The 11,924-nt window shown below is 60.7% G+C and carries 15 protein-coding genes; 5 read left to right on the top strand and 10 right to left on the bottom strand.

The window, feature by feature from the left end; translation table 11 throughout:
• Window positions 1-571 precede the first annotated feature (571 nt).
• The 4 genes from XarbCFBP7408_RS22555 (at window position 572) to XarbCFBP7408_RS21065 (ending at window position 4,647) form a co-directional block, all read left to right on the top strand.
• Complete coding sequence (locus XarbCFBP7408_RS22555; RefSeq protein ID WP_146093812.1) at window positions 572-1,786, top strand: S1 family peptidase; 1,215 nt, start codon at window positions 572-574, stop codon at window positions 1,784-1,786.
• Window positions 1,787-1,894: 108 nt separating this feature from the next.
• Window positions 1,895-2,362 carry a hypothetical protein gene (locus tag XarbCFBP7408_RS21075; RefSeq protein ID WP_146093811.1) on the top strand — a complete coding sequence of 156 codons (468 nt, stop codon included), beginning with the start codon at window positions 1,895-1,897 and terminating at the stop codon, window positions 2,360-2,362.
• Between the two features lie 189 nt (window positions 2,363-2,551).
• Window positions 2,552-3,517, top strand: a complete 966-nt coding sequence (locus tag XarbCFBP7408_RS21070) for a hypothetical protein (protein ID WP_146093810.1) — start codon at window positions 2,552-2,554, stop codon at window positions 3,515-3,517.
• 92 nt (window positions 3,518-3,609) lie between these two features.
• The gene (locus XarbCFBP7408_RS21065) at window positions 3,610-4,647 is read left to right on the top strand and encodes a hypothetical protein (RefSeq protein WP_146093809.1); all 1,038 of its coding nucleotides are present in this window, start codon (window positions 3,610-3,612) and stop codon (window positions 4,645-4,647) included.
• Here XarbCFBP7408_RS21065 and XarbCFBP7408_RS21060 read toward each other — a convergent pair.
• The 8 genes from XarbCFBP7408_RS21060 to XarbCFBP7408_RS21025 all read right to left on the bottom strand — a co-directional run bounded on the left by XarbCFBP7408_RS21060 (window position 4,629) and on the right by XarbCFBP7408_RS21025 (window position 9,776).
• Window positions 4,629-4,853 carry a hypothetical protein gene (locus XarbCFBP7408_RS21060; RefSeq protein ID WP_104564592.1) on the bottom strand — a complete coding sequence of 75 codons (225 nt, stop codon included), beginning with the start codon at window positions 4,851-4,853 and terminating at the stop codon, window positions 4,629-4,631. The genes XarbCFBP7408_RS21065 and XarbCFBP7408_RS21060 overlap by 19 nt on opposite strands.
• On the bottom strand, window positions 4,828-5,397 hold the full coding sequence (locus tag XarbCFBP7408_RS21055; RefSeq protein WP_104564591.1) for a restriction endonuclease: 570 nt from the start codon (window positions 5,395-5,397) through the stop codon (window positions 4,828-4,830). Before XarbCFBP7408_RS21055 ends, XarbCFBP7408_RS21060 begins: the two co-directional genes overlap by 26 nt.
• A 12-nt stretch (window positions 5,398-5,409) precedes the next feature.
• Complete coding sequence (locus XarbCFBP7408_RS21050; RefSeq protein WP_104564590.1) at window positions 5,410-6,051, bottom strand: DNA-binding protein; 642 nt, start codon at window positions 6,049-6,051, stop codon at window positions 5,410-5,412.
• 312 nt (window positions 6,052-6,363) lie between these two features.
• Window positions 6,364-6,687 (bottom strand): hypothetical protein, encoded by a 324-nt coding sequence (locus tag XarbCFBP7408_RS21045; protein WP_104564589.1) that lies wholly within the window; start codon window positions 6,685-6,687, stop codon window positions 6,364-6,366.
• A gap of 211 nt (window positions 6,688-6,898) precedes the next feature.
• Entirely contained in the window at window positions 6,899-8,392 is a 1,494-nt protein-coding gene (locus XarbCFBP7408_RS21040) for a replication protein (RefSeq protein ID WP_104564588.1), read from the bottom strand.
• Between the two features lie 178 nt (window positions 8,393-8,570).
• Complete coding sequence (gene parC, locus XarbCFBP7408_RS21035; protein WP_104564587.1) at window positions 8,571-8,891, bottom strand: ParC family partition-associated protein; 321 nt, start codon at window positions 8,889-8,891, stop codon at window positions 8,571-8,573.
• A gap of 117 nt (window positions 8,892-9,008) precedes the next feature.
• Complete coding sequence (locus XarbCFBP7408_RS21030; RefSeq protein ID WP_104564586.1) at window positions 9,009-9,314, bottom strand: type II toxin-antitoxin system RelE/ParE family toxin; 306 nt, start codon at window positions 9,312-9,314, stop codon at window positions 9,009-9,011.
• Between the two features lie 3 nt (window positions 9,315-9,317).
• The gene (locus tag XarbCFBP7408_RS21025) at window positions 9,318-9,776 is read right to left on the bottom strand and encodes a hypothetical protein (protein ID WP_181107082.1); all 459 of its coding nucleotides are present in this window, start codon (window positions 9,774-9,776) and stop codon (window positions 9,318-9,320) included.
• 170 nt (window positions 9,777-9,946) lie between these two features.
• Between XarbCFBP7408_RS21025 and XarbCFBP7408_RS21020 the strand changes: the two genes are divergently transcribed.
• Entirely contained in the window at window positions 9,947-10,282 is a 336-nt protein-coding gene (locus XarbCFBP7408_RS21020) for a hypothetical protein (protein ID WP_104564584.1), read from the top strand.
• A gap of 136 nt (window positions 10,283-10,418) precedes the next feature.
• On the opposite strand, the gene XarbCFBP7408_RS21015 is transcribed toward XarbCFBP7408_RS21020, so the two are convergent.
• Both XarbCFBP7408_RS21015 and XarbCFBP7408_RS23000 read right to left on the bottom strand, forming a co-directional pair.
• The gene (locus XarbCFBP7408_RS21015) at window positions 10,419-11,069 is read right to left on the bottom strand and encodes a recombinase family protein (RefSeq protein WP_104564583.1); all 651 of its coding nucleotides are present in this window, start codon (window positions 11,067-11,069) and stop codon (window positions 10,419-10,421) included.
• A gap of 488 nt (window positions 11,070-11,557) precedes the next feature.
• Window positions 11,558-11,924, bottom strand: a 367-nt coding sequence (locus XarbCFBP7408_RS23000) for a hypothetical protein (RefSeq protein WP_219820285.1), incomplete at its 5' end; no start/stop codon positions are given.

Here is an 11,924-nt window from a genome sequence, read left to right as displayed (position 1 = left end):
GGCCGTCCACGCCTGATCCACAGCCAGCGCGCAGCGCTGCCCGTCGCCGTCGGGGATAGCTCCACCTATCCCCAGGCGTCGGGGAAGCTGTGCGATCAGGGGTGGGCGGGTCTGCCGATTGCAGGTCGTCCTCGTCTTGTCCACGGGGCGCGGCCAAGGCCGGCTGCGCCGGGCGGTTCCGCCCGCCTGGTGCAGCCGGCCTTGGCCGCGCACGGTGGGCAAGAGGTGGCGAGCTGCCCGCCGGGTGTTGGCGCCGCCGGCGCCGGCAGCTGGCGATCGCACATGCTGGCCAGCGCCAGCTGGCCGCCGATGAGGGCAAGCGGAGCGCGCAGGCCGCGTGCGGCCGGAGGCGTGAGAGGCCCGCAGGGCCGTGGATGGAAGCCCGAATGGGGCGAGACACGCGCAGCGGGGCTCGATGCGAAGCACGACAGCCCGACCCGGAGCAAAGCGTAGGGGCACGCCCATGATGAGCCCCCTTTTCACGTCGCGATCACAACTCTTGCCAGACGCTTAACCAGCCACGGGATGGCCCCGCCGCCAGACAGGAGTCGGGCTCTTCGGGAGGTACGTCATGTTGATAAAAGCGCTGCTTTCAACCGTATTTGTCGGCTCTATAGCTTTTGCCACCCCCTCATTTTCCAGTCCACACGTCACCACACTGACCGCTGATCAGGCGCGGTCGGTCGACGCCCAGCACCTCGCAAAGAGCATAGGGATCAGTTCCGCGGAAGCTGCAAGACGACTGACGCTGCAGGAGGCCTCTGGTCCGCTGAGCCGTCAATTACGAAAGTCGTACGAAAGCCGCTTGGCTGGCATCTATCGAGAATGGACGCCATCACCACGGATCGTCATCCGCTTAAAAGGTCCTCAAGCGGAGCGAGCGCGATTTTTGACCTATGCCGGTGAGACGATTGAGGTAGTTTTCATCCCTGGGGCTTCTCATAGCCTGGTTGAGCTGGCCAAAGCTCGACAACAGCATGCAACGGCTATCAAGGCCGCATTCCCGACTTTGCAGGCATCACAGATCGATGAGCGCACGGGGGAGCTTGTACTAGAGACCTTGGATAACGGCTCGCCTGAGCGAGCGGCGGCTCTTGCTTCCGAAATCGGCATGCCTGTTCGTGTCGAGAGTAACCAGGTCGTCCGCCAGCTCGCGCTGAGTGGGAGCGGCGCTCTCGATATCGGAACGGTTCAAAGTGCCTGCACAGGCGCATTTGTTGTCGTGCAGAACGGCACTTCAGACTACGGGCTAGTCACTGCCGGGCATTGCGGCGGTACAGACGCTAGCTATTTCACTCTTGATGCTGACGCGATCCCGGTGTCGTTTGCGGGTAGATCCTGGGACGGGTCTCGAGATTTACAGTGGTACCGCGTGAGCGATGAAACCGAAATCACCTCATCCTTTTACTCTGATGATGCAACAGAACGCAGTGTGTCTGGCGTGCGCTGGAAAGAAGACACTCTTGTTGGTGACAACCTCTGCTTCTACGGCCAACAGTCTGGCCAGCAATGCGGCGTGGTCGATAGTCTCGCCTACCAGCCCAATCTGCCAGCAGGATGCAACGGGCAAGTCTGCCAACCGAATTTCATTTCAGTAGCAGCAACAGCAGGCGGCCTGAGTTGCGTTGGAGGTGACAGTGGTGGTCCGGTTTTCCAGAACCAAAACGCATATGGTGTCCTCTCAGGTGGCGCTTTCAGCACGACCACTCAGGAATGCACACGGTTCTTCTATACAGATATCAGTGAGCTCCAAGCGCTAGGAATCAGGGTCAACGTCCCGTTCTGACCCATCCGTATTTCGACACAAATCTATGCTCCCTCCGCAGGGAGCATATTTTTGATTGGGATGTCGATGAGGTCTGTAGCGATGTTCGTATTTCTAGGATGTGCCGGCATGGCTCACGCCGAAGGTTGCATCACCAAGCCGATCGACATGAACATGCCTGGGGTCAATCGCGAGCTTGCGAAACGCATCCGAGCAGTCTTTCCAACACTGATCAATCCCATCATCACGAACGTCGCGCTGTTGGGTATTGGGCCTGCTGACTGTAACGCTCCGGACGTCGCGGAACGCAAGGTCCGCGTTGAAGCCATGCTGCAGATGCCCGTCATCCTCTATCAAGACGATAGCGGCCGCGACTTTGACTTTATTCCTCTTGGACGCCGAGACCAGATCGATCTGCGCAAACGAATCCTCGCGATTTTCCCGACATTGACGACTCGGGGTTTGCTTTTCGACCGGGATGTCGAAGTGCTGTACTTGGCTGATAGCGATCTTCATGCCAAAGACGTGGCAAGTCGTCAGATGCAGGTCGAAGCAATCGTCGGAAAGCCGGTTGTTCTGAGACTGGAAACAAGGTGAGAGAGTTGGCGCAGCATGAAGCGCTGTCGTAAAAAGGCTAGACGGAACTTCGCGCCAATCTGCTGAATCAGCTTCCTTTTCACATCAAATAGACAACTAATGGAGTACCTGAGGCGGGCGGGCGGGATCTGCCCCACATGTCGGGCAGTCTCCTGTGCCCCGCAGAGCAGTACAGAACAGGAGAGCGTCATGGCAAAGACAGCACTGTTTTTCGGCTCCATTATCGCCCTGAGCGGACTTTCGGGCGTCGCCGCAGTCGCCGGTCCTGCAGATCCGGCAGCAACGCAGGCAGCCAAGCCGCACGCCTTCGCTGCAAACGAAGTCCACGCGGCTTACGACGCGTCGAAACGCTGGTCGATCGTCGACGTCAACGACCGCTTCATGATCAAGGCGAGCCCTGCAGCGGACGGCGGCAAGGTGCAGTTCGCGTTCCTGGACGGCGCGCGATCGCAGATCGGCACCTGCGAAGCGGCGTCGAAGCTCAAGCCCGGCGACCGGCGAACGACGTTCCTGCACGTGTCGTATTCCAAGCCGGATGCGGAAGGGAAACGCCAGTTTGAGCTACGCCGGACGCTGGATTTCAACGGGCATGAACAGGTGTACCGGTTCAAGGCAGGGGACGGCACCTTCGCCACGCTCGAGCCTGGCGTCAGGGTCGGCCTCGAGCGCGGTGTCTTCGCCTACGAGCAGACCAGGGGACCGATCGGCACGTCCGGACAGACGCAGGCAGTGCGCGTGAGCTACCAGCTGGCGGACAAGTACAGCGACATTGCCTCGTCGGTAGAGATGGACCGCAATCGTTGGGTGGTTTCAACCAGCCAGCCCAGCGCCGGGGCACCGCCGATCTACAGCGTCAACAGCACCGCCGTGCTCGCGCATGTGCCCGGCACAAAGGACTTGGCGCGCGATCGCGCGATCGTGGCGAATCCGATGCGAGGCAGCGGAATCGGCGCAGCGGCCGATGCTGTTGCCTTGAAAGTAGCTGGCCACCAACCACCTAAAGGGGTGGAAGGATTGCAAATGGGACCGGAAAAGCAGGTCGCGCTGTGTATCGCCGTCAGCTGCTCCTTCGACTTCCAATGCAACGCGCAGAGCACCAGCTGCCTTTGCCATGAGTTGAGTACGGGTCCGAATCTGGGAACCTGCGCAGTGTAGTAAGTAGCGTGAGCGTGATGCCGCAACACGAGAAACAGACGGGCTCTGCCACAACGACAAGGCGACTTATGCCCGGGGACCGGGCACCCGCGTTGCGGTTCGCACGTGTTTTCAACGGCGGTCAGCCGGTCGAACAGGTAACGTTCGACCGGCTGACCGCCGTCATTTTGTGGAATGCAGGCTGTGCCGGCTGCCTGCCGGCGGTGGCCGAGGTCGCCGCCATCGCGGCGGACTACGTCATGCCTGTTTACGGGGTGGCGGTGATGGTTCGGGACGTCGATCGCACGGCACAGACGGCCCTGCAGGGCAGATCGCGTGCCGTATTGGCGCTCGAGGAACGGCCAACTGCCGAGATCGGGCTCATGCGGGGTAGTGTCACGCGGAACTGGCTTGAGGCGAGCGGCATACCGGGGGTCCCGGCCGCGTACCTGGTCAACGGGGCAGGGCGCATTGCCTGGATCGGCGACCCAACTGAGATTGCCGGCGTGCTGCCCGAGCTGGCCGCGGGATCTTGGGACGTTGCAGCCGCCCGCGAGCGTTGGCGGGCAACCGCGAGCGATGAGGAGGTGGCGCAGCTACGTCTAACACGCGACGTAATGGATACGCTGATCGCTGGCCAGATCCAAACGGCCCGCGAACTGGTGGCCGCAGGCGAACGGAACTTGCCGTCGCTGAACAGCGACGCCGAGTTCGCGATTCTCAAGTTCCAAGCGCTGGCCGCCGCCCCCGCCGAAGTCGACCAGGCTGTCACCCATTACCGCGCGGCGGCCGCCCGTTTTCCGGCCGACCTGCGGCTGCAGACAATGCTGGGTGGTGCTGCGCTCACCCAGCTGGGAAGCGAGCCGGAAGCGCTTTGGCTGGTTCTCCAGGCAATGGCCGGTATCAGCGACGGCCCTGCAGAAAGCCTCGGCGAACAACAGAGCCGCATTCAATGCCGGCTGCTGGAAGCGGAAGCAGCCGCTCGGTTGAATAGGCCAGAAGATGCGGTGGTCGCACTGGAGCGTGCTGCGGTACTCAGTGGATCCGCCGTATTGCCGGAACGCGCGAAAGCGTGGGCAACCAGAGAAATTGAACGGGTGCGCAAGCTCCTATCGCCAAAACGACAGGACAGTCAAACGATGCGCGAATAGGGTGGCTTGCGGCGCTGCCTCTCCCTGTCCAGCTCCGCGAGGCGTGCCTGCGCAGACGCTTCACTCTCGGCAATTTCGACCAGCTGGCCATGCCGGCGCGAGCCTTTGCCGCCCCAGGATCGGATGACGGTATAGGTTCCGAAGAGGTCGAGAAACACGGCGGCCTCGTACCAGCGCGTGTCAGTTTCCCATCGTGCGGTGTGCATTGGCATTCTCCCGATCGAGACGGCCCGAGTTGAGAAAGTCCAGCAGCCGTTGGCCGCTGATGATGGTGAGGTGCGGATTGGCGGTGGCCAGCTCGCGGGCGCCGGCGCCGGTGCGGCCGGTATGGATAAAGATCCCACGGCTTCCGCGGGCTTCCAGCAGCTCGGCGAACGCGAGGATATGAGCGCGGTTGATGTGCTTGCGGTAACGCTTGGCCTGCAGGAGATACCGCGTGCCGTTGAGGTACACCGCACCGTCGACGCCACCGTCCCCGGTGTAATGCGTATTTCGCTCGACGCGGTAGCCGCGCCGCTCGAAGGTCTCCAGCAGCAGTTCCTCAAAGGTGAGGGGATCAATCTTTCGCAGGTAGGCCAGACGCTGCGGCATCAGCGGGATCGTGTTGATCTTGGCCAAGACCCGCCTCGCCTGATCCTGGCGGCGACGATGACGCCGCTCGCGTGCCTTCGGCCGCAGGGCGCTGGCAACGGCCAGCGCAGCGAGGATCGCCAACGCAACGAAAAGAGCAAACAGTTGCGACCAGGACATGATGGCCTCCCGTCAGGCCTTCGAGCCGGCGACCCGGCTACCAATGGCTGCCGTCAGTTGAGCCAGCTGCGTTTCCAACGCCTCTACCTGGCCCTGCAAACGTGCGGCTTGCTCCAAGGCGATGCGTTCACTCCTGCGCGCCTCAATCGCCTCGCTGTCCTTGGCAGCCGCTTTCTCGGAAGCACGGTTGATCTCTTGAGCGGTACGGATCTTGAACGCCTGGTGTTCTGCCGTGATCTGATCGCGCTCTACCTTCGCGGCCTCGCCATCGGCCACCTGTTGCCGCAAGAGCTCGGCTTCCTCGTTCAACTGATCCGCCACTTCGAGCGATTCCCTTACCTGCTCCTGCAGGGCGGTGAATTCCTCGGCCAGCTTCTCCCGATCGCCGGCCAAGGCACGTTCGGCCGCAGTTCGAGCAACGGTCCAAATTTCCGCAGCCAGCACGCCGACAGCCTCAACAACATCCGGGGGCGGGGGCTCAACGACAGGCTGCGTCTTCTGCAGCTTTCGCTGCTTCCACTCGTTCATTGCGTCCTGGATGGTGGTGTAGCTGCCGCTGCCAAGCTTCTTGCGAACCGCGCTGAGGGTAGGTTTCACGCCATCGGCGTCGAGCTGGTCGGCAATTTTCCAGATTTGATCCTTGGTGATGGCCACAAAAAATCTCCGCTGTTGTAGTAGCGTGTATGATACTACATACTACAACATACAGCAAGTATTTCACCTTGGCATCGAGCAGGGTTGGCGCTATAATTCAGGCTAGCAATCCAACCACTCCTGCAGTTTGGTGGACATGCCGATGAAGCCCGAGACGTTGCCGCGTCTCGGGCTTTGCTTTGTCTAGGGGGTCGGGGTCGGCGGGGATGCTGCAACCGGCAAGACAGATTCAGCTCATACAGAGGGTCGCGGCGCTTAGCCCTTGATTGCTCCACGTGGAGCCTGCCTACTGAGCCACAAGGTAGCGATCATTCAAGATCGATCCGGATTGCCCTTGGCAAGATCCAGGTGCTTTACGGCAGATACGAAATCCAAACGCAGCAAGTACATGGCCAGGTCGATCGCACCGCCCCCACCTTTGTCAGCGCGTGTGTCAAACCATTTCGGTCCGGTGGCCAGCAGCTCCACCACGCCGTTACCGAGCGAAACGTACAAGCGCCTGGTGGCCTTGTCCTTCAATGGCTGAAAATCTGGATCTTGCTTCCAATAGAGCCCGAGAAGATCAAGTGCCACGGGCACAGGCATGGTCTGCAGCTCGGCCAATAGTGCCGGCGGAAACGACTTGCGCGGTCTCACGGAAGAATCCTTCTCGAAGCAGAAGTTCGGTTCCCTTCCCCCAGACCCCCAACCCTCTCCGGCCGCTGCGCGGCCTGCGCGCCCCGTGGACAACGCTGCGCGTTGACGCACCGGACTTGCGAGCTACTCGTGATATTTAAATCACGGGGGCTACTCCGGCCTGCGGCCGAGGCAGCCGGGAGCGCAACAAGCAAACCGAGTGCACCAAAAATCATGCGCGCAAATCCCGGCCGCGAGGCTTCGCCATTAGTAATACGGACGGACTTTGAACATCACGCTGAGCACTATCAGCAGTGCCGGCGATACCGGCGCCGATGCTGGATTGGTCAGCTGTAATACGGACGGACCTTGAACGCTCTTGGGGTGCTTTCAGATAGCCCGCAACGGCGCCGACAGATACGCCCATACGCTGAGCAATAACGCGAACAGATAAGCCTTCCGCCTTCAGCGCCTGAGCCTGCTTCCGCTTGGCCTGGGCCGCATCCAGGTAGGTTTCGCGGTCTACCGCGCCAGCTGCGCGCCGCTTGGCCTCATGGCGCTTCCGATCGCGTTCCCTGGCCATGTCTGCACCAATGATGGTGCGCAGCTGCGCCTGTTCGTCAGAGGTGATCTGAAAGAGGTTGATGAGGGTGTCGTTTTTCGGGGTGTAGAGCGGGGCGAATTCTTTATCGCCCAATGTGACCTTTTCCCCGGCTTCGTAGGCTTTGGCCTTGCTGTAGAGCGTCATCAGCTCTTTGCTGCGGTAGTTCCATCCCGCGTCCAGCTCGCCGGCGAGCGCGGCGGCTTCGTGATACATCTGGCCACTGTGTGTTGCGCCCGATAGCAGCAGAAAGTTCAGCCGCCAGAACAGGTGCTGCATCCGCTCACCCTCGCGCACCCCGCCGCGCAGCGTGGCCAGCGTGCGCAGATCCTCGAGGCGGTCCCAAGCAAGCTGCCGCCCGGAGAAGCCGCGCAGATTGTCCGACTTGCCGCCTGGCAGCAGCCTGAGCTGCTGGCGTTCTCGGCGATCGGCACGGTCCTGGCGTTGTTGCTCGATGGTCCATCTGGCTTTCGGCAGTAGTGCTTCTGCTAGGTACTCGAAGTTGTAGCGGATCGGATGGCCATCCTGGCCAGATTCGACGTGGACGACACGGCAGATGTTGCCGCTCTTGGTATTTACAGTGTCGACCAGGCGCAGCACACGCGAAGCATCCTTGGCTTGCGGATCTGCGCCAAGCGCGGCCAGTCGGTCGATGAGGTAACGCTGACAAGCGTTCCAGCGCGGCAGGGCCTGCCGTGGAATCGTCCCGTCCATCAGCCATTTCGCCTGCAGGCCTCGGCCGCTGTAAACGATAAGTGAGGGGGTTGGCAGGCCTTCCTCTGCGCAATGAAAGAGGACGGCCGCGGCCAGTTGCTCGGGCGTGCGTCCCGCTGCCCACGGCTGACGGTAAGTGTCGATATCGGCGAACAGGAGGCCGATGCGCAGCAGATTGACCACGCGCCGGTTGGGCCGCATGAACTCTGCCTGCGTCATCCAGGTGTCGCGGTCCTTGTCGATCAAGCCGAGCACTGCCGGCATGTCGGTCAGCTTATGGGACGACTGGCGCTTTTCACCGCGCTGATCGACCAGCAGCGAGAAAAAGCCGGTTCGACCAGCGTCGTGATAGGTCTGCGCCTCGTCATCGATGCTGAATAGCGCGAGTTGCGCTTGCGTTTTCGTGCCCATACCTCTCCGATCGGTGCGCGAATTTCGCGCACACGCCCTTGATTTCCGGAGAGGGGAGCCTTACAATACGAGGTACCAAACGCTCGTATCGGATGGGCTTCCTCCCTCCGAAATGATTTGGCCAAAGCCCCGCGCCAACGGGGCTTTTGCTTTTTTAGCGTTCTCGATCTAACGCCAATCAGATCGAGGCAGCTGCAGTCAAACCTTCACAGTTATGTCCTCTGTGCTTCATCCACTTTGGTTGAGTCCGCGGTGTCCAGCCTACTGTGTTCGCAGCGAACTTTGAGATGCCGCGCTCCAGCAGCAATGCAGCAGCGCCGTCGAAGCTTTGGAAGTACCTGACGCCCCGATTGCGAGCCAGGCCAACCACACGCCTGTCCTCGCCAAGATCGACGATCACCACCAGACCTTCTCCGTCCTCGGCCGCACGAATTTCCGCGCCGCGCACTAGGTGGGCGTCGGCGGCTTCCTGCAGGGCTTTAGGCTCGATAGCGATCACGGGCGAATCTCTACATTGCTGAATCTGAGCCGGATCATGCCCCATGCGACGCAGCCGTGCAAGTTATTCAATTTCTCGCAAGGTAGGAAGGTGGCGTTGCAGCCGGTGCCTTTCCCCTCACGGTATCTGCTGCGCGGCATGCTTCACGCGCAGAATTTCAACGACGCCAGCGCTGGCCAACGCTCGGTAGAGAACGATGTAGTTTTGATGCACGACCAACTCGCGCACGCCTGCAGGCAGGCCAGGTCGACCAGGCCGGCCGAGTTCCGGGTACTGCTCAAGCACAAGAGTTCTGTCGTAGATCTCGGCTGCGAAGTCGTAAGCACGCGCAGGATTGTCCTGAGCGATGTAGTCGATTACGGCGTCCAAATCCTCGAGCGCGAACTGCGTCCATTCGACAGCATGGGCAATCTTCTTGCCCATGCGTCAGGTGCGCTTCTTGGGCGACGCCTGCACGCTAGGCTGGCCCAATGTGGCCATCTTGCGATTGAGACGTTCCCGCAAGCCCGCCTGCGATACACGCGGCCGGTCATCGTCGATTGCCGCTTGCGTCTCCTTCGCGAGCCAGTCGGTGTATGCAGCAGCCTGGTGGGCCTTCCGCATATGCTCGGCGCGGCCGCGATTGCCAGCGCTCTCATCCTTGGTATCAGGATTCCATTCGGCTGCATCGAAGGTGCCGCTCGTGATGCCAATGTCGCGCAGCACGTTGAATGCAGAGGCCGGGTTGCCGAAACGGCGCGGCTCCACGCTGCGAGCCTTGGCCAAAACCGCCTGTGCACCGCTGCGAGTGGCAATCTGGACCAGGAAGGCACCACCCGAGCCTTTCAAGGTGACGCCGGCGACGCCGCCGGCAACATTGGCAGCGCGCAGCTGCTCGATCGTCATGCTCTGCATGATGCACTCCTCGTGCCTGTCTATCATCTAAAATCACTGTGCACGTTTTCTAGGAGATATGCAAACGGTTATCTTAGATCTCACATGCATGGGCCGGTCGACCTTGCCAAGCGCTCGTCGCTACACTGTCTGTTCGCTAACGTATTTACCGATCACGACCTATGAGTAGTTCTGACGCAAACGATGTCGCTGAGACAGTCGGCGCACCTCTGCTGACGGAGCGGAAGAGGCTCGGCATCACTCAAGTCGAGATGGCCAAGCGTTGCTCCGTTAGGATGCTGGAACAAGAGCTTATTGCGCACGCCGAAGCAATACTTGGAAACGCGTTCCCCGAGGCAGATCACCGTTGGATCGCGGGCGCAGCTCGGGTGCAGGTCCTAGGCGATCGTGCTGGGCTGGTGGAGCGAGAAAAAAATGCGTGCCAAGCCATCCTCTCGCTGTTCGAGTTTGGCCACAAAATTGGCCGCAAAAAAGCCAAACAAGCAGGGGGGCGCTGATCTGGGGTGTAGGGGCAGAGCCCCTACGTAAACGCCTCACATGCGCCGGCGTCGTCGTGGCCCCAATTCAATCTGGCCAACTGGCGAGTTCCCGGCGGACCCTGAGCCATCTCTACCTGATGACCCTGCCTAGTGCTCAATTGTCGTGGCTTTGCGCGCAGTGAGCGGCCCACACACGCTTGACGGTGGTGACGCTCGCGCCTGCCAGGCGCGCAGTGTTGGCGATTGTCTCTCCACGGCCGCGCAACGCGACGATGCGAGCATGTACAGCTGCGTCTGCCGGGCGGCCACGGTACTTGTCTCTGGCCTTCGCCAGCTCAATGCCCTGACGCTGACGCTCGCGGCGGTCCTCGTAGTCGTCGCGAGCGATCTGCAGGGCGATGCGCAGCAGCATGTCCTGCATGGATTCGAGCACGACCTTTGCCACACCTTTCGCCTCGGCCGCCACTTGGGAGAAGTCGACCACGCCAGGAACGGCGAGACGTGCACCCTTGGCGCGGATAGACGCCACCAGGCGCTCGGCTTCGACCAACGGCAAGCGGCTTATCCGATCGATCTTTTCCGCAATGACCACTTCCCCCGGCTGCAGATCCTCGATCATGCGCAGCAACTCAGGGCGATCGGCGCGGGCACCAGAAGCCTTTTCACGATAGACGCCGGCGACGTAGAAGCCAGCGGCCTTGGCCTCTTGGACAATCGCGGCCTGTCGCGTGAGGTCTTGGCCATCAGTGCTCACGCGTTGGTAAATGCGTGCAACCTTGAAGGGTTCTGCAGGAGCACGCGCCATCACATGCAGCTCGCTACAGCGGCACCAGCCAATAACAGCGTCCGCCCTTCACACCTCATGAGTTGGACTTTCGCATTGCCAGTCCAGATGCAACATAGACAATTATTGAGCCGAAGAAATAGACCGCGCTCAGTTGAAGCACCGTGCGACAGAAGTCCACGGCCTCGGCCGATCTGGGATCAGACCTGAGCGTCAGTAGTCCTGCTCCTGACAGTAGGAAGAGGGGAAAAGAAACAGCGCCTGCTGTACTAGATGCCTCGCGAAGGAACCCCAATACGGCTTTCTTTGGGATGGAATTCAACATAGGAAGTCTCTAGCGGTCCACTTGGGTATACCTAAACGTACCATCAATGTTACGGGTGGTCCAATATTTTTTTGTGGACTTAAACGGGCCACCTAAAATGGGCCAGCCTAAATGGACCATTCAATGGTTGAGCGGGCAAAAAAAGCCCCGCCGATGCGGGGCAAAAAGCGCGGGGCAGGCGCCATCAGTTCGTGCGATGGGGCAACCATTCGAGTGGCGTCCGTTGGCCGTCTTTGTAGACCATCGTGCCGGTCCCACAGATTCGTCCCGCCACGACAGCGCCTTCGCTGTAGGGTTGCCCATTGAGATAGCAAGCGGGCGGCGGGGGCGTCTCGGGCTTGCCTTTACGTTCCAAGTCGGCGACCTGGCTGGTGAGCTGGATTACATCAAGGCGCAGCTGCGTCACCTCTGGATCCCGGGCTGGCTGAAGAGCGCAGCCCGCAAGTTGCGCCATACAGGGGTTTAGCCGACATACGTGTAAAAATGACTCGCAGAATCCGATTTCTTTTGTGAAAACATGAAGTTGCAAGATAAAACGGCGCTTCCATCGG

This window comes from Xanthomonas arboricola pv. guizotiae (assembly GCF_002940205.1).
GTDB classification, from domain to species: Bacteria; Pseudomonadota; Gammaproteobacteria; order Xanthomonadales; family Xanthomonadaceae; genus Xanthomonas; species Xanthomonas arboricola_C.
The sequence above is the reverse complement of the archived record's forward strand: the minus strand, read 5'-3'. Positions and strand labels throughout refer to the sequence as shown.